Genomic DNA, 17,676 nt, shown 5'->3' with positions numbered 1-17,676 from the left:
CCAGGGGCACGGACGACCGCCCACAGGTCCGAAGGACGAACCGCATGTTCCCCACAGACCGTCCCCGCCGTCTCCGGGCGACCCCCGGGATGCGCCGCCTCGTCGCCGAGACCGACGTGCGCCCGCGGCACCTCGTGCTGCCGGTGTTCGTCGCCGAGGGTCTCGACGCCCCGCGCCCGATCACGTCGATGCCCGGGGTCGTCCAGCACACCCGTGACTCGCTGCGCAAGGCGGCCGCCGAGGCGGCGGCGGCCGGTCTCGGCGGGATCATGCTGTTCGGCGTTCCGTCCCGGCGCGACGCCGTCGGGTCCGGCGGCACCAACCCCGAGGGCATCCTCAACGTCGCGCTGCGCGACGTGCGGGCCGAGGTCGGCGACGCGGTGCCGGTCATGGCCGACACCTGCCTCGACGAGTTCACCGACCACGGCCACTGCGGCGTGCTCGACGACGAGGGTCGGGTCGACAACGACGCCACGCTGCCGATCTACGGGCAGATGGCCGTCGCGCAGGCCGACGCCGGCGCCCACGTCGTCGCGCCCAGCGGGATGATGGACGGCCAGGTCGGCGTCATCCGGTCCGCGCTCGACGAGGCGGGCCACCGCGACACCGCGATCCTCGCCTACTCCGCGAAGTACGCCAGCGCGTTCTACGGCCCGTTCCGCGAGGCCGTCGACTCGCAGCTCCAGGGCGACCGCCGCACCTACCAGCAGGACCCGGCCAACGCCCGCGAGGCGGCGCGCGAGGCGGCGCTCGACCTCGACGAGGGCGCCGACATGGTGATGGTCAAGCCGGCCATGGCCTACCTCGACGTCCTGCGCCGGGTCGCCGACTCCTCCGACGTCCCGGTCGCCGCGTACCAGGTCTCGGGGGAGTACGCGATGATCTCGGCCGCGGTCGAGCGCGGCTGGCTCGACCGCGAGCGCACGATCGTCGAGACGCTCACCGGCATCCGCCGCGCCGGCGCCGACATCGTCCTGACGTACTGGGCCACCGAGGCCGCCGCCTGGCTGGACCGTTGACGGTGACCGACCACGCGCGGTCCGACGCGGAGCGGGACCTCACCCCGCCCGAGGAGGAGCCCGGACGCCCCGGGCTGGTCACCGCCGCCGTCGTGCTGTGGATCGTGCTCGGTGGGCTGATGATCGGCACCGCCCTGCTGTTCGGCCTGGGCCTCGCGTTCGGCACGGCCGACCCCGGCACCGGCCCGGCCGCGGTGGTCGCCGCCATGGTGGTGCTGGCGGCGGGCGGCGTCGGCACGATCGTCGCGGCCCGCCGGGCCGGGCGCGGATCCCGGCGCGCGCGCACCGTCCTCACCGCCGTCGGCGTGGTCCTCGCCGCGGTCGGCCTCGTGCAGGTCACGTTCCTCGGGGTGGGCGGCGCGTGGTTCGTCGCGTTCGTCGCCGGGGCGGTGCTGCTCCACCTGCCCGCGGCCCGTGCCTGGTTCGGCCGGTTCCGGTGACCGCCCCCGACCCGCCCGCGACAGACCCACCCGCCGCCACGACCGACGAGACGGTCCTCTACGCCGAGACCGGGTCGCGGCCCTGGGTGCTGCTGTTCGGCCCGGTGCTCGCGGCGGCCGGGATCGGGCTCGAGAGCCTCGCCCCCGGCGGGCCGTCGGTCACGCTGTGGCTCGGCGTCGGCCTGCTCGTGTTCCTCTACACGTTCGTGCTCGTCCGCAGCAGGCGGCGCTTCCTGCGGGTGGAGCTGACCCGGTCGACGCTGGTCCAGGGCAGCACCCGCCTGCCGATGTCGCAGGTGACGTCGCTGCGTCCCGCCGACGAGGACCACCACGGCCTGCGGGTCCTCGGCGACGGGCCGGTGGTGCCCCGCAAGCTGACGCCCGTCGTCCTGCGCCTGAGCGACGGCACCCGGGCGGTCGCCTGGGCCCGCGACGGCGACGCGCTCCGGCAGGCGATCGGCGACCTGCTGCGCGCGCGGGCGTCGTCGTGAGACGCGCCGTCCTGCTCGCCGTGGCGACGGTGGTGCTCGCCGTCGCGGCGGTCGTGCTGCTCGTGGCCGGGGTGGACGTCCGCGAGACCACCGGCGGCCTGCTCGTCACCCCGATCCGCCAGCTGCACCTCGTCGGCGGCCTCCTGCTCGCGGGCACGGTCGCCGGGGTCGCGGCGGTGCTCACCGCGCTCGTCGCGGTGCCCGCGCTCCGGGCCGCCCGGGCACCCGCCGACGCGGCACCGGCGGCACCCGTGTCACCGACGCCCGTCGACGCTCCGGTCCCGGACGAGACCACCGCTCACCCGGCCGAGGCGGACGACGCCGACCACGCCACGACCTCCCCGGGGTCCGATCGCCGTTCGTGATCGCCTCCGGGGTGATCTGCGTCGTATCCTCCCGTCCGGGCCGCGGGCGACCACCCTCCGCCGTCCTGGGGGGAGATCGACATGACGGGCTCGCCGGGACCGGGCGCCGGGACGACGGGCCCCGCCGACGGGTCGGCGGAGATGTTCGGTCCCTACCGTCTGACCGGCCGTCTCGGGCGCGGCGGCATGGGCGAGGTGCACCGGGCGTACGACACGCGGCGCGACCGCGAGGTCGCCCTCAAACGGCTGGCCCCGGACCTCGCGGACGACCCGGAGATCCGCGAGCGGTTCGAGCGCGAGTGCCGCACGGCGGCCCGCCTGTCCTCGCCGCACGTGGTCCCGATCCACGACTTCGGCGTCATCGACGGACGCCTCTACCTCGACATGCGCCTCGTCGAGGGACGCGACCTCGCCCGGCTGCTGCGCGAGGAGGGCCCGCTCGACCCGGTGCGCGCCGTCGGCCTCGTCGAGCAGCTCGCGGACGCCCTCGACGACGCCCACGCGCACGACCTCGTCCACCGCGACGTCAAGCCGGGCAACGTCCTGGTGACCACGGCGCACGGACGGGACTTCGTGCACCTCGTCGACTTCGGCATCGTGCGGCTCGGCCAGGGCACGACGGGCGGGCGCGCGCTCACCGAGGCGGGCACCACGCTGGGGACGCTGGCCTACATGGCGCCCGAGCAGTTCGAGGGCGCGACGGTCGATAGGCGCGCCGACGTCTACGCGCTGGCGGTGGTGCTCTACGAGATCCTCGTCGGGCGGCCCCCGTTCGACGGGGACATGCCGGCGATGCTCCACCAGCACCTGAACGTCGACCCCCAGCCGCCGTCGGCGCGGCGTCCGGGGCTGCCGCCGGCGCTCGACGCCGTCGTCCTGCGGGGGCTCGCGAAGAGGCCGGGCGGGCGCTTCGGCGACGCCGGTGAGTTCGCGGCGGCAGCCCGGGCCGCCCTCGACGGACGCGCCCCCGCCCCGGTCCCCGACCCGCCGGGCGGTCGCCGTCCGGAGGGCCCGCCCGCCGGGCCCGGTGGACCCGGTGGTCTGGCGGTCGGCCCGCCGCGCGGCCCCGAGCACCACCGCGAGACCTGGGTCGGACCCGCCGGTCCGCCGTCCCACCCGCCCTACGGGCAGGGCCCGTACGCGCCCGCGGGCGGCCCGGCCATCCGCTGGGACAGCGGCCCCCATGCCTCCGGTCCCCCTCCGGCGGGTCCCTGGTCTCCGACACCCCCCGCCGGCCCGCCCGGGCAGTCCGGCCCGCACGCCGCCACGGGCACGCCGCGCCGTCGGGGCCTGGTCATCGGCCTGGTCGCGGTGGCCGTCGTGCTCGTCACCGCGATCGTCGTCACCGCGATCGTCGTCCTCGACCGCGGCGGCACCGCGCCGGCGACGCTCGCGCTCGGGGAGGCCGCGCCGCTGTCACAGACGTTCCCCGACAGCGCCCGGCCGGGGTGCCTGGCGGGCGACGGCACCGCCTACCAGCTGGCGACGGGCGTCCAGCCGCAGAACGTGCTGCAGTGCCAGCGCGGGGTCGCGGCCATCGCCTACATCGACTGGCCGACCGCGCAGGACGCCCAGACGCGCGTCGCGTCGTACCAGACCTCGCCCTCGACCGACGGCATCCGCACCTGGACGATCGACGGCATCACCCAGGGCCCGTACTACCAGACCCTCGTCCAGGGGCAATGCACGACGGTGGCCTCGTACACCGGCCACTCGCAGATGGTGCAGGCCTACGTGACCAACGACCGGTGCGCCGACGTCACCGCGAGCCTCAACGCCACCGGCCTGCCCACCACCGAGGACCTGCGGTCACCCGAGCGGGTCTTCCCCGGCGCGATCCGGCCCGGGTGCAACCCGGGCACGCCCACCGCGGGGACGTCCGGGGTCACGCCGGAGCAGGTGCGCGGCTGCGCCGGGCCCGAGGGCACCACCGTGAGCTACACGCGGTGGAACACCGCGGGCGACGTGAGTACCGAGGCGAACGCGCGCGGCGCGCAGTCGGGCGGCGCGGCCGCCTGGAACGCACCGGGCGGGGGGCGCCTCGGCCCCCTGGTGCAGACCGAGGACGGCGGTCCCTGCCGGACCTTCGTGGGCTGGGACGCGGTCGCCTACTCGATCGAGGTGGCCGGCCCGTCGTGCGAGGCGGTCGACCGCGCGGTCACCGCGCTCGCGCCCCCGCCGCTGGAGTCGCTCCCGGCCTGACGGGCCTGACGGGCCCGAGGTCCCGGCGGCTGGGAGACTGGGCGCCGTGACCCGCACAGCGATGACGAGCCCCGGGACGTCCGACGTCGGGCGCAGCGCGGACCTCTTCGCGCGCGCCGAGCAGGTGGTGCCGGGCGGGGTGAACTCCCCGGTCCGCGCGTTCAGGTCGGTCGGCGGCACCCCGCGGTTCATGGTGGCCGGCTCCGGACCCTGGCTCACCGACGCCGACGGCCACCGCTACGTCGACCTGGTCAGCTCCTGGGGCCCCATGATCCTCGGCCACGCGCACCCCGCCGTGGTCGAGGCGGTGCGCGAGGCCGCGTCCGCCGGGCTGTCGTTCGGGACGCCGACGATCGGCGAGGTCGACCTCGCCGAGGAGCTCGTGCGGCGCGTCGAGCCGGTCGAGCAGGTGCGCCTGGTCAACTCCGGCACCGAGGCGACGATGAGCGCGGTGCGGCTGGCCCGCGGGTTCACCGGGCGCAGCGTGGTGGTCAAGTTCGCCGGCTGCTACCACGGCCACGTCGACGCGCTGCTCGCCGAGGCGGGCTCGGGTGTCGCGACGTTCGGGCTCCCCTCGTCGCCGGGCGTCACCGGCGCCCAGGCGACCGACACCGTCGTCCTGCCCTACAACGACCTCGACGCCGTCGCCGCCGTCTTCGCCGAGCGCGGGCGCGAGATCGCGTGCGTGATCACCGAGGCGGCCGCGGGCAACATGGGCGCGGTCGCCCCCGACGACGGCTTCAACGCCGGGCTCAAGCGGCTCTGCCAGGCCCACGGCGCGCTGCTGGTGATCGACGAGGTGATGACCGGCTTCCGGGTCTCGGCGTCCGGGTGGTACGGCCTCGAGGGCGTCGCCGGCGACCTCTACTGCTTCGGCAAGGTCATGTCCGGCGGCCTGCCCGCCGCCGCGTTCGGCGGCCGCGCCGACGTCATGGGCCACCTCGCGCCCGCCGGCCCCGTCTACCAGGCCGGGACGCTGGCCGGGAACCCCGTCGCGGTCGCGGCCGGGCTCACGACGCTGCGCCACGCGACGCCCGAGGTCTACACGGCGCTGGACGCCAACGCCGACCGCCTGCACGGCCTGGTCACCGACGCGCTCTCCGCGGCCGGGGTCGTGCACACCATGCAGCGGGCGGGCTCGCTGGTGTCGGTCCGCTTCGCCGACGAGGCGGGCCGGAACTTCGACGACATGAAGGCCGCCGAGACCTGGCGCTTCCCGCCGTTCTTCCACGCCCTGCTCGACGCCGGGGTGTACTGGCCGCCCAGCGTGTTCGAGGCCTGCTTCATCTCCGCCGCGCTCGACGACGACGCGTTCTCGGTGATCGCCGACGCGCTGCCCGGCGCGGCGCGGGCGGCGGCCGCGGCGACGGCACCGTGAGCCCCCTGCGCACCACGGTCCACCTGGTCCGCCACGGCGAGGTCCACAACCCCGACGGCATCCTCTACGGCCGCCTGCCCGGCTACGGTCTCTCGGACACCGGCCGCGAGCACGCGCGCCGGGCCGCCGAGCACCTGGCCGGCGCCGACGTCACCGCGCTGCTCGTCTCCCCGATGCAGCGGGCGCAGGAGACGGCGGTGCCCCTCGCCGAGAAGCTGGGCCTGGAGCCGATCACCGAGGACCGGCTGATCGAGGCCGGCAACGCCTTCGAGGGCCTGCACGTCGGGGTCGGCGACGGCGCGCTGCGCAGGCCGGAGTACTGGCCGTTGCTGCGCAACCCGTTCACGCCGTCGTGGGGCGAGCCGTACCTCGAGATCGCGCACCGGATGCTCGGCGCCGCGCACCGCGCGCGGGCCCTGGCCGCGGGGCACGAGGCGGTCTGCGTGTCGCACCAGCTGCCCATCTGGACCCTGCGCCGCTTCCTGTCCGGCGAGCGCCTGTGGCACAACCCGTCGCACCGGCAGTGCTCCCTGGGGTCGGTGACCAGCTTCGTCTTCGACGACGAGAGCCTCGTCGACATCGCCTACGCCGAGCCCGGCGGCGTCTCCGACCCGACGGCGACGGGCGCCTGAGTGCGCGCCCTGCTGCTCGTGCTCGCGGGCCTGCTCGTGCTCGCGGGGTGCTCGTCGTCGCCGTCGGACGGGGCGTTCGTGTTCGGCGGCACCGGGGGGCGCACGACCGTCACCTACGACCCGCCCGAGACCCGGGGCGTCCTGCCCGCCCTTGGCGGCGAGAGCCTGCTCGAGCCCGGGCGGGAGCTGTCCACCGAGGCCTACCGCGGCCAGGTCGTGGTGCTCAACGTGTGGGGATCGTGGTGCGGGCCCTGCCGGGCGGAGGCACCGGCCCTCGACCAGGTCGCCGAGGCGTCCGCGCCCCGCGGGGTGCAGTTCCTCGGGATCGACGTCCGCGACCAGCGCGACGCCGCCGCCGACTTCGTCCGCGACCGCGGCGTCGTCTACCCGTCGATCTTCGACCCGCCGGGCCGCTCGCTGCTCGTGCTGCGCGGCTACCCGCGCAACGCGGTGCCGTCGACGATCGTGCTCGACCGCTCCCACCGTGTGGCCGCGGTGTTCCTCACCGCCGTCCTGGCCTCGGACCTGCAGCCCGTGGTCGACCGCATCGCCGCCGAGCCCGCCCCCGCCAGCTGACGCTGCACCCCCAGGCCGAGGAGCCGACGTGATCATCTTTGGAACGCGCCGCACGGTGCAGCAGCTCGCGATGGTGCTGCTGACCTGCGCCCACTGTCACCGGTCGGCGGCGAACGCCGTGCTGAAGCTGGTCACGAAGTTCACGCTCTTCTTCATCCCGCTCTTCCCCGTCCGCGTGCGGTACAGCACGCAGTGCACCGCCTGCGGCTTCGCGATGACCGTCGACAAGGCCCAGGCCGAGCAGCTCGCCCAGCTGCCGCCCGCGGGGGTGACGCCCCAGTACCCGGCGCAGCAGTACCCGCCGCCGCAGTACCCGCCGCCGTACCCCCAGCAGCAGTACCCCCAGCAGCAGTACCCCGGCGCCCACGGCTGACGACCGGACCGTCCGGCCCGGTCGTCAGCCGCCTGGTCGGCCGCCGTGTCACCCGCTGCGTCGGGCGGCGAAGTCCGCGCGGGCGTGCGCGGGCTTGGTGTGCTCGCGCGGGCCGGTGGCGCGCGGTGCCGTGCGGGTGGTGCCCCCGCCGGCCTGCCGGCCGCGGGCGGCGGCCCGTCGTTCGGCGCGGTTGGCCGGGGGCGTCTCGGCCGGGGACGTCGGGACGGTGCTTCGCATGGGGGACCTCCTGGAGTGTGCGGACGGACGCCGCCGGCGACGGGAGATCAGCCGGCCGTCACGGTCACGACGGAGATCGATATCGACCGTGGGGGCTGCCTGATCACGCCCGGGGTGCGGAGACGCACCGCGCCGGACGGCGGGAGGGGCAGCGGGAGGGGCGCGGAGCGCCTCAGGAGTCGATGTCCACGGCGGGAACGGTAGGAGTGGCCCTGCCGGGGGCGCCACCGAATTACGACGCTTCGGTTTCCGAAGCATCCCGCTCGGGCGAGCGCCCCGGCGTCCCGCTCCGACGGCACGATCTACGACACATCGTCGGAGATGGGTCCCCGTGCCCACGCGCGCCTGACCGGGGCGTCCTACCCTGGAGTCGCCATGAACCTGACCGAGGTGGCCACGTCCGGCCCCGTCCTGCTCGCCGTGCTGCTCTCCGTGGCGGCCGGCGCGGTCAGCTTCGCGTCCCCGTGCGTCGTGCCGCTGGTGCCGGGCTACCTGGCCTACCTCGCCGGTCTGGTCGGTGCCGACGCGCCCGCGGTGACCGAGGACGAGGTGAAGGCCCAGGACGCCGAGCGCCGCGCCGCGGTCACCGGCGAGCTCCCGGTGGCCACCGCGACCCCGCGCCGGCTGCGCCGCTGGCGGGTCGCCGGGGCGGCGTGCCTGTTCGTGCTCGGCTTCACCGTCGTCTTCGTCGTCGGTCTCGGGTCGGTCGTCTGGCTGGCCGACGCGCTGCTGGCCAACGAGGCCCTCCTGCAGCGGATCGGCGGCGTCGTCACCGTCGCGATGGGCCTGGTCTTCCTCGGCCTGGTCCCGGCGCTGCAGCGCGACACCCGGCCGCACCGGGTGCCGCAGCTCGGGCTGGTCGGCGCACCGCTGCTCGGCGCGACGTTCGGCCTGGGCTGGACGCCGTGCCTCGGGCCGACGCTCGCCGGCGTCGTCGCCCTGGCCAGCGGCACCGACGCGGGCAGCGCCGGCGTGCGGGGCGTCGTGCTGCTGCTCGCCTACTGCGTCGGGCTCGGCGTGCCGTTCGTGCTCATCGCCCTCGGTGCCGGGCGCGCGGTGCGGGCGCAGGCGTGGCTGCGGAACCACAGCCGGCGCATCCAGGTCGTCGGCGGCGTCGGCATGATCGTCGTGGGCCTGCTGCTCGCCACCGGCCTCTGGGCCGAGATCATCGCCCTGCTGCGCGGTCCCATCGCCGGCTTCTCCACTCCCCTGTAGGCCTCCCCGATGACCACCACGCGATGACCACCACGCTGCCGAAGGCACCCGCCGGGGACGCCGGCCCGCCGCCGTCCGGTCCGAGCCGCGCCCGGCGTGCGCTCGCGCTGGCCCGCAACACCTGGCGCGGCCTGACCAGCATGCGCACCGCGCTGATCCTGCTGTTCCTGCTCGCGGTGGCCGCGCTGCCCGGGGCCGTGCTGCCCCAGCGCACCCCGAGCCCGAACGCCGTCGAGGACTACCTCGCCCAGCACCCGACGCTCGGCCCGGTGCTCGACGACCTCGGGTTCTTCGACGTCTTCGCCACGCCGTGGTTCTCGGCGGTCTACCTGCTGCTGTTCATCTCGCTCATCGGCTGCCTGGTCCCGCGGTCGATCGAGCACGCGCGGAGCCTGCGCGTCGAGCCGGTCGCCGTGCCGCGCAACCTCGCCCGCCTGCCCCACCACGCGGAGAGCACCTCCGACGACGACCCGGACGCCGTCGTGGAGGCGGCCCGCCGGCGGCTGCGCGGCTGGCGCACCGTGGTGCGCTCCGAGCCGGGCGGGGTGCGCACGATCTCGGCGGAGAAGGGCTCGCTGCGCGAGGTCGGCAACCTGGTGTTCCACCTCAGCCTCGTGGCCCTGCTCGGCGGCATCGCGATCGGCAAGATCCTGGGCTACGAGGGCCAGGTCATCGTCATGGCCGACGGCAGCGAGTTCTGCAACTCCGGGATCTACGCCTACGACTCGTTCCGACCCGGCCTGCAGGTCGACGGCACCGGGCTGGACCCGTTCTGCCTGACCGTCGACGGCTTCCGCGCGACGTTCCGCCCCGACGGGCAGCCCGACTCCTTCGACGCCGCCGTCCGCTTCCAGGACGGCGAGGCCGTGCAGAGCGGCGCCGACGCCTGGGTGCCCCACGACCTCGCGGTGAACGACCCGCTGCGCGTCGACGGCGAGCGTGTCTACCTGCTCGGGCACGGCTACGCGCCCCGGTTCACGGTGACCTTCCCCGACGGCCAGCAGCGCGTCGGCCTCGTGCAGTGGCGTCCCGTCGACCAGGCGACGCTGCTCTCCGAGGGCGCGACGAAGATCGACCCGCCGGGGATCACCGACGAGGCGCAGCGCCGTCGCTCGCAGCTCGCGATCACCGGCCTGTTCGCGCCGACCTCGTCCGGCGGCGGGCTCGTCACGTCGGTGTTCCCGGCGCTGAACAACCCCGAGGTCGCCGTCGACGTGCTGCGCGGCGACCTGGGGCTCGACTCCGGCCGCGCGCAGTCGATCTTCTCGGTGGACCAGGGCATGGTCGACCAGGGCCGGCTGGTGCGCGTGGCGCGGGAGAACATCAAGCCCGGCGGCGAGATCACGCTCGACGACGGCACCCGCATCCGCTTCGACGGCGTCGAGAACTGGGTGTCGCTGCAGGTGTCGCACGACCCGGGGCAGACGGCGGTGCTGATCACGGCGATCGCGCTGCTCGGGGGCCTGACGCTGTCGCTGACGGTGCGCCGCCGCCGCTTCTGGGTGCGTGCGGCCCCCGCACTGCCGCCTACGACAGGTGGTCGTACGGTGGTGACGCTCGGCGGGCTGGCACGCACGGACCGCGCGGGCTACGGCGAGGAGTTCGGGCGGCTCGCGGCCGCGCTGGGCGCGCGGGGCGAGGCGGAGGACGACCACGCCATGCCCGACCCGGCGGTCCCCGAGGAGTCCGTGCCGCCCGAGGCGACGCAGGAACCGTCGGTGGACGCCGGCGGGGAGGACCGGGAGGACCCCGATGGTCGTTGACGCGCAGCTCGGCCAGTTCGGCGACCTGCTCTTCGAGTCCGCGCTCGGCGTCTACGTGCTGGCGATGATCCTGCACGCCGTCGAGCACGCGCTCCTGCGGCGTCCGGCGCGGGCCGAGGAGTCCGCGCGGGAGCCCGTCGGCGTGGGCGTGGGCGGTGGCTCGACGGGGACCGCCGACGTGACCGACGCCCCGGGCGGCACCCCGGCCGGCACCGCGCCGCCCCGGTCCCGCGCCGAACGGTTCGGGCGGATGGGCGTCTCGCTCACCGTCCTCGGGTTCGCGCTGCACCTGGCGATGCTCGTGGTCCGCGGGTTCGCCGCGCAGCGCGTGCCCTGGGGCAACATGTACGAGTTCACCGCCGCGATCTGCCTGGTCGCGGTGGGCGCCTGGCTGGTCGTGCTCTACCGCCGCCCCGAGCTGCGCCGCCTCGGCGTCTTCGTGCTGCTGCCCGTGATCATCCTGATGTTCCTGGCCGGCACGGTGCTCTACACGCAGACCGCGCCCGTGGTGCCCGCGCTGCGCTCGTACTGGCTCGCGATCCACGTCTCCGCCGCCGTCATCGCCTCGGGCATCCTGCTGCTCGCCGGTGTCAGCAGCGTCCTGTACCTCCTGCGGGCCGCGCACGAGAACACCCCGACCCGCCTGGCGTGGGCCGCGCGGCTGCCGGGCGCCGACGTGCTCGACCGCGTCGCCTACCGCGCCACGGCGCTGGCCTTCCCGATCTGGACGTTCGCGGTGATCACCGGGGCGATCTGGGCCGAGGCCGCCTGGGGCCGCTACTGGGGCTGGGACCCCAAGGAGACCACCGCGCTCGTCGCCTGGGTCGTCTACGCCTGCTACCTGCACGCGCGGTCCACCGCAGGCTGGCGCGGCCGCCGCGCCGCGGTGATCAACGTGGTCGGCTTCGCGGTGATGGTGTTCAACCTGTTCTTCGTCAACCTCGTGGTCACGGGCCTGCACTCGTACGCCGGGGTCGGCTGACCGGTTCCGGTCGTTCGGATCTCCACGACGGGATACGGTCTGGCGCGCCACGCGACGAGGGAGGGGCCGCCAGATGGAACCCACGGACGACGACGAGTCGCCCGCGACGCCCCCGTCGTCCCCGCCGCCGCCGGCGTCGTCCGCCACGTCGACCTCGGCCACGACCCCGGCGTCGACCTCCTCGGGAGAGACGCCGAGCGGGTCGTCGGACACCGCGGCGACGAACGGCACCCCGGCCGAGCCGCCGGCCGTGGCCGCCCCGGCGGACTCCCCGGAGACCACGCGGCGGGTCGACACGGCCGAGGCAGCCCGCGGTGACGCCCCCCAGCCCCGCCACGCGGGGTTCGACCCGCGCGGTGGTGCCGCCGCGCCACCCGGCAGCGCCGCCCTCCCGCCCGCCGGCCCCGTGCCGGGTGAGCGCACACCGCTCTCCGGCCGCTTCACGACGCCGGGCCGCGGCGCCCACGCCCCCCAGGGCCCGAACGGTCCCGCGAGCTACGACCTCTCGTCGGCGCAGCTCCTGCGGCCCAGCAAGCGCCCGCCGCAGACGGGCTGGCGGCGCGCGCTGTTCGTCGGCAGCGGCGGCCTGGTCAACCCGGGGGAGAGCGCCGGGGACGCCGCGCGCCGCGAGCTGATCGCGCGCGTCAACCAGCCGCTGCACGGCTGCTACAAGATCGCGATGCTGAGCCTCAAGGGCGGCGTCGGCAAGACCACCATGACGACGACGCTCGGGTCGACGTTCGCGTCCCTGCGCGGCGACCGCGTGATCGCCGTGGACGCGAACCCGGACCGCGGCACGCTGAGCCAGAAGATCCCGCTCGAGACCACGGCGACCGTGCGCCACCTGCTGCGCGACGCCGACCGCGTGCGGCGCTACTCCGATGTCCGTGCCTACACCTCGCAAGGTCCGTCCCGCCTGGAGGTCCTCGCCAGCGAGCAGGATCCGGCGGTGTCCGAGGCGTTCAGCGAGGTCGACTACCGGCGCACGGTGACGCTGCTCGAGCACTTCTACAACGTGGTGCTCACCGACTGCGGCACCGGACTCATGCACTCCGCGATGAAGGGCGTCCTCGACGTCGCGGACTCGCTGCTGATCGTCTCGTCGGCGTCGATCGACGGGGCGCGCAGCGCGTCGGCCACCCTCGACTGGCTCGACGCGCACGGCTACCGCGACCTGGTGTCCCGCTCGGTCGCCGTCATCAACTACGTGCGGCGGTCGTCGGGCAACGTCGACCTCGACCGCGTCTCCGACCACTTCGCGGCGCGCTGCCGGGCCGTCGTGCGGCTGCCGTTCGACCCGCACCTCGAGGAGGGCGCGGAGATCGAGCTGGACAAGCTCTCCTCGCGCACCCGGGCGGCGCTGCTCGAGCTCGCGGCGACCGTCGCCGACGACTTCGGCCGGGCCGGGTCACGGGTGCGGCGCCCGATGATCCCCCGATAGAGGGACCCCCACAGACGCCGCGAGGGGCGCCCCGGCGGACCGGGACGCCCCTCGCGGGAGGTCGTGTTCTAGGTGGAGGGCGGGTCCTCGCGCTCGGGGCGCTGGATCCGCTCGTCGAGCGAGCGCAGGAACTCCGGGTCGTCGTCCGGCGCGACCGGGCGCTGCGGGCGACGCGGAGAGGCCTGGCGGGTGGGACCGGTCGGTGCGTCCTCGACCATGCTGCCGGGACCGCCGTCGTGTCCGGCCTGGGCCGCCTGGGCGGCCATCACCTTCCACAGCAACGTCCCCACGACGACCAGGACAAGCACGGCCACGAGGAACGGGATCACTCGGACGCCTCCAGCATCTTCGACGTCACCGGCCGCGGATGGTCCACGGACCGGGCATCCACCACGCTACCGGTCGGACCGGAAGTCCGCGTGACGTGCGCGAGGTGGACGTCGGGTGACGGTCGGGTGCCCGGGACGAGCGGGAGCCGTGTCACGGGGCGCCCCGGTGAGGTCGGACGAAGCGGATCCCCACCGGTGCCGTCGCGGCGCCGCCGACCGGCGGCCGCCCGGCCGCCGGTCGTGACGGGTCGGCTAGCGGTGCGCCTCGCTGGTCAGGCCGTCGAGCAGGGTGCGGACCTCGGACTCGCGGAAGCGGCGGTGGCCACCCGGGGTGCGGATGGAGCCGATGCGACCCGCGGACGCCCAGCGTGTGACGGTCTTCGGGTCGACGCGGAACATCGCCGCGACCTCGCCGGGGGTCATCAGTCGCTCGCCGGCCTCGTGAGTGATGGTCATGTCACTCCACCTTCCCTGTCGCCACGGGCGCCCGCCCGACCGCCGAATGACGGGAGCGGACACAACGCGGCGAATCGTGACACCGGACCCCGTACGTACTCGAACGCTTGTATCCAGGTAAAGAGAGCACAAAGGGCGAAACGGACGACTCCGGCGCCCACCGGCTGCGGACGCGGCGCCCTCGCCACGCGCCTACCCTGGTGCCGTGACCTCGCCGAATCCCGTTCCCGGGCCCGCCGAGGGCGTCCGGGACGACACCGCCGACAGCCCCTCCGGCGCCACCGGCACGCCCGGCGGCGTCGCGCTCGCGGTCGCCCTCTACGTCGGCGCCCGCCTGCTCGTCGTCGCGGTGATCGCGGGCGTGCTCGTGCTCGTCGGCCTGCCGCTGCTCGTGTCGCTGCTGGTCGCCATCGTCGTCGCCCTGCCGCTGTCGCTGTTCCTGTTCCGCGGGCTGCGGGCCCGGCTCGCCGCCGAGGTCGACGCGGCGACGGCGTCGCGCCGGGCCCGGCGCGAGCAGCTGCGGGCCGAGCTCCGGGGCGACGCCTCCGGAGAGGAGTCCTAGGTCAGGGCCTAGGTCAGGGCCTAGGTCAGGGCCTAGGTCAGGGCCTAGGTCAGGGCCAGGCCCAGCCCCGTCGCGGCGGACCACACCAGCAGCCCGAGCGCGGTGTCGCGCAGGACGGGGATCAGGTCGCGGCCGGTCGACCCGGCGAGCACGCGCCGCAGCCCGGGCACGAGCAGCACCAGCGCCAGGAGACCGGCGAGCGCCCCCCACGCCCGCAGGCTGAGCACGAGCGTCATGCCGAGCGGGACCACGACGAGCGCGGCGTAGAGCACGCGGGTGTCGCGGTCGCCGAGCACCACGGCGAGGGTGCGCTTGCCGGTGTCGACGTCGGAGCCGATGTCGCGCAGGTTGTTGGCGACGAGGACCGCGCAGGCGAGCAGCCCGACGCCCACCGACGCGCCGATCCCGAGGCCGCTCGCGCGGCCCGTCTGCACGAACTCGGTGCCGAGCACCGCGACCGGTCCGAAGAAGACGAACACCGCGAGCTCGCCCAGCCCGCGGTAGCCGTACGGGCGCGAGCCCCCGGTGTAGAACCAGGCGCCGAGCAGGCACACCGCGCCGACGACGATCAGCCACCAGTGCCCGCTGTAGAGCGACAGCACGACGCCGGCGAGGGCGCCGAGGCCCAGGCAGAGCATCGCGGTGCGCTTGACCACGTACGGCTGCGCCACCCCGGAGCCCACGAGACGCAGCGGGCCGACGCGGTCGTCGTCGGTGCCGCGCACGCCGTCGGAGTAGTCGTTGGCGAAGTTCACGCCGATCACGAAGGACACCGAGACGACCAGCGCGAGCACGGCGGCCACCGGGTCGAACCCGGCGACCCCCGCGGCCGCCCCGGAGCCCGCGAGCACCGGGGCGATCGCCGTGGGCAGCGTGCGGGGACGCGCGCCCTCCACCCATTCGCCGACGGTCGCCACGCCCGGCGACTTTACCGACGTGCGCTAGGTGCAGGGCGGCACCGGCGGCGCGCCCTGGATCCACGCGGCCGGGACGTAGCGCTCCGGCCGAGTGCGCAGCCAGAGGTTGCTGGTGCCCTGGGTGCCGGTGACGGAGGTGCCCGCGACCTGGCACTGGACCTCGACCTGGGCGCCGTCGCCGACCACCCCGCCGTCGGGTGCCGCGGCGTCCGGCGTCGCGCGTTCCACGACCGGACCGGCGCCGGCGGTGGCCGCCCGTCCCAGTGCTGCGGACTTCGCGGTCCAGAGGTAGTCGACGGTGACGAACGCGTTGTCGCGCAGGCCGAGGCCGTAGAAGGTGCCGTCGGCGAGGTCGATGCCCGCGGGGTTCTTCACCTGGCGGCCGAAGCCGTCGCGCCCGCCGTTGTACTTGTTCTCGAACGCGGCCTGGGCCTGCGGGCGGCCCTGCGGCAGGTCCTTCCACTGCTGGCGCTGGTTCGACGGGTTCCAGTAGTCGTCCTTGGTGTTCCAGGGCCCGACGTCCCACACCGGCACGGTCGCGCAGCGCCCGCCCGCGGCGCAGACACGCACGCTGTAGTCGCCGCGCCCGTTCGGGGAGAGCGCCCGGCGCGAGGGCAGCGCGGCGAACTGGTCGTTCGGCCTGATCCGGTGCCCGTTGGCGGTGACGCCGCCGACGAGACCCTCGCGGGTGGCGAACACCCGGTAGCTGGCCCGCGGGGCGATCGTGCGCGGGCCGGTCGGCACCTCGTCGGCGAGGACCTCGAGGCTGCGCACCACCGGTCCGGCCGATCCGGTCGGGGCGAGCATCGCGAGCCGCACGGCCACGGTCCGCGTGGGCTCCGGGAGCACCGCGGGGGAGCCCGGCTCGGCGGGGAGCCACTCGCTCCACTGCCCGTCGGCGTCCTGCCCGCGCACGTCGACCGCCACCTGGGACCCGGGCGGGACGTCGCCGGTGACCGGGGCGTCGATCCGGTTGACCGGGGTCGCGAACTGGTGGGCGCCGAGGTCGAGCAGGCCCTGGCGCTCGGCGCCGCGCAGCGCGGCCGGGCCGGTCTCGGTGCCGTCGCGCATGGTGCTCAGGCGGGCGGTGCCGTCGGTGATCGCGACACCGGTCGACGTCCCGGCCAGCGGGGGCGCCCAGCGCTGCGGGCCCTCGTCGTTCGGGGCGGCCTGCGTGTGCGGGCCGGTCGGCGGCGGAACGCCCGGGTCGGCGCTCGCCACCGGGGCGAGGGTCGCGAGCGACAGGGCGGTCGTCAGGACGCCGGTGGCCACGACGAAGCCTGTCCGTCGCGTCCGCCGCGCCCGGACGACCCGCTCCGCGGAGGGCTGGAGTCGAGTCGTATCGGTGCGCACGGTGCAGTGAACGGCGCGATCACGGGCCGCGGTGTCCGATTCGGCGGAGATCCGCTCGATGGGTTGTCATCCGGTCGAGTGCTTCACCACCCGTACGGCGCGCCTCCACGACGTCGGCGCGTACGTGGTGCAGACGCACGGGGGCCGAGGGGCTCCTGTGGGTGATCATGCGCCGAACCCCTCCGGAACACCGGAGGGGTTCGGCGTCCGCGGGTGATCAGACCTCGCGCCGCGCCAGGGCGGCGACCCCGGCGACGGCGAGCATCGCGGCGATGGCACCGACCGCGAGGGTCAGCGTGCCGGCGGCACCCCCGCCCATCGCCCAGCCCCAGCCGAGCGCCAGGGAGAGGCCCGCGACGCGGCCGGCGATCGCGAGGCCCCGGCGTCCGGTGCGGGTGAGGTGGCGGGCCAGGACGAAGCAGGCGGCGATGAGCGAGGTGAAGCAGACGGTGCCGGCGACCATGTGGCCGACGGCGTGCCAGGAGACGAGCGGCAGGTCGTCGGGCGCACCGACGGGGAAGTTCGCCCCCGGATCCATGACGAGGAACCCGGCCGCGACCAGTCCGATCCCGGCGGCGGCCACGAGCCGAGGCGCCCAGACGCCGCCCGGGGTGCCGTGCAGGGCGGTGCGGAGTCCGCGCGCCCCGACGACGGCCAGGACGCCGGCGACGACGAAGTTGGTGATCTGCAGCCACCCGAGGTCGCCGGTGGACAGCAGGCTCAGCGGGTGGCGCAGGATGTCGAACCCCTCGCGGGTGGCGGCCTGGGCGACCGACACCGCGGCCCAGAGCGGGAAGCCGACGGCCAGCGCGGCGAGCTGTCGGCGGGTGCGGGTGACGGCAGCGCTGGTGGTGGGGGTGGTGGTGACGGCGGGGGCGACAGCGGTCGTGGTCATCTCGGGTGCCTCTCTGGGGACCTGCCGGATCGGACTCTCGCCACCACGTC

The 17,676-nt window shown here is 75.4% G+C and carries 20 protein-coding genes; 14 read left to right on the top strand and 6 right to left on the bottom strand.

The window, feature by feature from the left end; all coding sequences use genetic code 11:
- The first annotated feature begins 44 nt into the window (after nt 1-44).
- From hemB to PH191_RS10265, 9 genes are all read left to right on the top strand, one after another.
- The gene (gene hemB / locus PH191_RS10305) at nt 45-1,019 is read left to right on the top strand and encodes a porphobilinogen synthase (protein ID WP_274194481.1); all 975 of its coding nucleotides are present in this window, start codon (nt 45-47) and stop codon (nt 1,017-1,019) included.
- A gap of 2 nt (nt 1,020-1,021) precedes the next feature.
- Nucleotides 1,022-1,459, top strand: a complete 438-nt coding sequence (locus PH191_RS10300) for a hypothetical protein (RefSeq protein ID WP_274194480.1) — start codon at nt 1,022-1,024, stop codon at nt 1,457-1,459.
- Entirely contained in the window at nt 1,456-1,950 is a 495-nt protein-coding gene (locus PH191_RS10295; RefSeq protein ID WP_274194479.1) for a hypothetical protein, read from the top strand. The genes PH191_RS10300 and PH191_RS10295 overlap by 4 nt, the downstream gene beginning before the upstream one ends.
- Nucleotides 1,947-2,315 carry a hypothetical protein gene (locus tag PH191_RS10290; protein WP_274194478.1) on the top strand — a complete coding sequence of 123 codons (369 nt, stop codon included), beginning with the start codon at nt 1,947-1,949 and terminating at the stop codon, nt 2,313-2,315. The genes PH191_RS10295 and PH191_RS10290 overlap by 4 nt, the downstream gene beginning before the upstream one ends.
- Nucleotides 2,316-2,396: 81 nt before the next feature.
- Nucleotides 2,397-4,517, top strand: coding sequence for a serine/threonine-protein kinase (locus tag PH191_RS10285; protein ID WP_274194477.1), 2,121 nt, complete (start codon nt 2,397-2,399; stop codon nt 4,515-4,517).
- A 61-nt stretch (nt 4,518-4,578) separates the two neighbouring features.
- On the top strand, nt 4,579-5,895 hold the full coding sequence (hemL, locus tag PH191_RS10280) for a glutamate-1-semialdehyde 2,1-aminomutase (RefSeq protein WP_274194716.1): 1,317 nt from the start codon (nt 4,579-4,581) through the stop codon (nt 5,893-5,895).
- Between the two features lie 5 nt (nt 5,896-5,900).
- Nucleotides 5,901-6,527 (top strand): histidine phosphatase family protein, encoded by a 627-nt coding sequence (locus PH191_RS10275; RefSeq protein ID WP_274194715.1) that lies wholly within the window; start codon nt 5,901-5,903, stop codon nt 6,525-6,527.
- Nucleotides 6,528-7,103, top strand: coding sequence for a TlpA family protein disulfide reductase (locus PH191_RS10270; RefSeq protein ID WP_274194476.1), 576 nt, complete (start codon nt 6,528-6,530; stop codon nt 7,101-7,103).
- Between the two features lie 28 nt (nt 7,104-7,131).
- The gene (locus tag PH191_RS10265) at nt 7,132-7,476 is read left to right on the top strand and encodes a zinc ribbon domain-containing protein (RefSeq protein WP_274194475.1); all 345 of its coding nucleotides are present in this window, start codon (nt 7,132-7,134) and stop codon (nt 7,474-7,476) included.
- A gap of 48 nt (nt 7,477-7,524) precedes the next feature.
- On the opposite strand, the gene PH191_RS10260 is transcribed toward PH191_RS10265, so the two are convergent.
- Nucleotides 7,525-7,713: a hypothetical protein gene (locus tag PH191_RS10260; protein ID WP_274194474.1), complete on the bottom strand. Its 189-nt coding sequence runs from the start codon at nt 7,711-7,713 to the stop codon at nt 7,525-7,527.
- Nucleotides 7,714-8,088: 375 nt separating this feature from the next.
- On the opposite strand from PH191_RS10260, the gene PH191_RS10255 reads away from it, so the two are divergent.
- The 4 genes from PH191_RS10255 to PH191_RS10240 all read left to right on the top strand — a co-directional run bounded on the left by PH191_RS10255 (nt 8,089) and on the right by PH191_RS10240 (nt 13,114).
- A complete protein-coding gene (locus PH191_RS10255; protein WP_274194473.1) occupies nt 8,089-8,928 on the top strand; it encodes a cytochrome c biogenesis CcdA family protein in 840 nt (279 codons plus the stop codon).
- A gap of 23 nt (nt 8,929-8,951) precedes the next feature.
- Nucleotides 8,952-10,691, top strand: a complete 1,740-nt coding sequence (gene resB, locus PH191_RS10250) for a cytochrome c biogenesis protein ResB (protein ID WP_274194472.1) — start codon at nt 8,952-8,954, stop codon at nt 10,689-10,691.
- Nucleotides 10,681-11,673, top strand: a complete 993-nt coding sequence (gene ccsB / locus PH191_RS10245; protein WP_274194471.1) for a c-type cytochrome biogenesis protein CcsB — start codon at nt 10,681-10,683, stop codon at nt 11,671-11,673. Before resB ends, ccsB begins: the two co-directional genes overlap by 11 nt.
- Nucleotides 11,674-11,746: 73 nt before the next feature.
- A complete protein-coding gene (locus PH191_RS10240) occupies nt 11,747-13,114 on the top strand; it encodes a MinD/ParA family ATP-binding protein (protein ID WP_274194470.1) in 1,368 nt (455 codons plus the stop codon).
- A 68-nt stretch (nt 13,115-13,182) separates the two neighbouring features.
- On the opposite strand, the gene PH191_RS10235 is transcribed toward PH191_RS10240, so the two are convergent.
- Together PH191_RS10235 and PH191_RS10230 are read right to left on the bottom strand one after the other, a co-directional pair.
- Complete coding sequence (locus tag PH191_RS10235) at nt 13,183-13,443, bottom strand: hypothetical protein (protein WP_274194469.1); 261 nt, start codon at nt 13,441-13,443, stop codon at nt 13,183-13,185.
- 252 nt (nt 13,444-13,695) lie between these two features.
- Nucleotides 13,696-13,899, bottom strand: a complete 204-nt coding sequence (locus PH191_RS10230; protein WP_274190891.1) for a BldC family transcriptional regulator — start codon at nt 13,897-13,899, stop codon at nt 13,696-13,698.
- A gap of 205 nt (nt 13,900-14,104) precedes the next feature.
- Between PH191_RS10230 and PH191_RS10225 the strand changes: the two genes are divergently transcribed.
- Nucleotides 14,105-14,461 (top strand): DUF4229 domain-containing protein, encoded by a 357-nt coding sequence (locus PH191_RS10225; protein WP_274194468.1) that lies wholly within the window; start codon nt 14,105-14,107, stop codon nt 14,459-14,461.
- A 44-nt stretch (nt 14,462-14,505) separates the two neighbouring features.
- Here the strand turns inward: PH191_RS10225 and PH191_RS10220 are convergent, their stop codons facing one another.
- The 3 genes from PH191_RS10220 to PH191_RS10210 all read right to left on the bottom strand — a co-directional run bounded on the left by PH191_RS10220 (nt 14,506) and on the right by PH191_RS10210 (nt 17,626).
- The gene (locus PH191_RS10220; RefSeq protein ID WP_274194467.1) at nt 14,506-15,378 is read right to left on the bottom strand and encodes a 1,4-dihydroxy-2-naphthoate polyprenyltransferase; all 873 of its coding nucleotides are present in this window, start codon (nt 15,376-15,378) and stop codon (nt 14,506-14,508) included.
- Between the two features lie 24 nt (nt 15,379-15,402).
- The gene (locus tag PH191_RS10215) at nt 15,403-16,650 is read right to left on the bottom strand and encodes a hypothetical protein (protein WP_274194466.1); all 1,248 of its coding nucleotides are present in this window, start codon (nt 16,648-16,650) and stop codon (nt 15,403-15,405) included.
- Nucleotides 16,651-16,948: 298 nt separating this feature from the next.
- Nucleotides 16,949-17,626: a DUF998 domain-containing protein gene (locus PH191_RS10210; RefSeq protein ID WP_274194465.1), complete on the bottom strand. Its 678-nt coding sequence runs from the start codon at nt 17,624-17,626 to the stop codon at nt 16,949-16,951.
- Nucleotides 17,627-17,676 lie beyond the last annotated feature (50 nt).

Source organism: Actinomycetospora callitridis, from assembly GCF_028737265.1.
Classification (GTDB): Bacteria; Actinomycetota; Actinomycetes; order Mycobacteriales; family Pseudonocardiaceae; genus Actinomycetospora; species Actinomycetospora callitridis.
The sequence above is the reverse complement of the archived record's forward strand: the minus strand, read 5'-3'. Positions and strand labels throughout refer to the sequence as shown.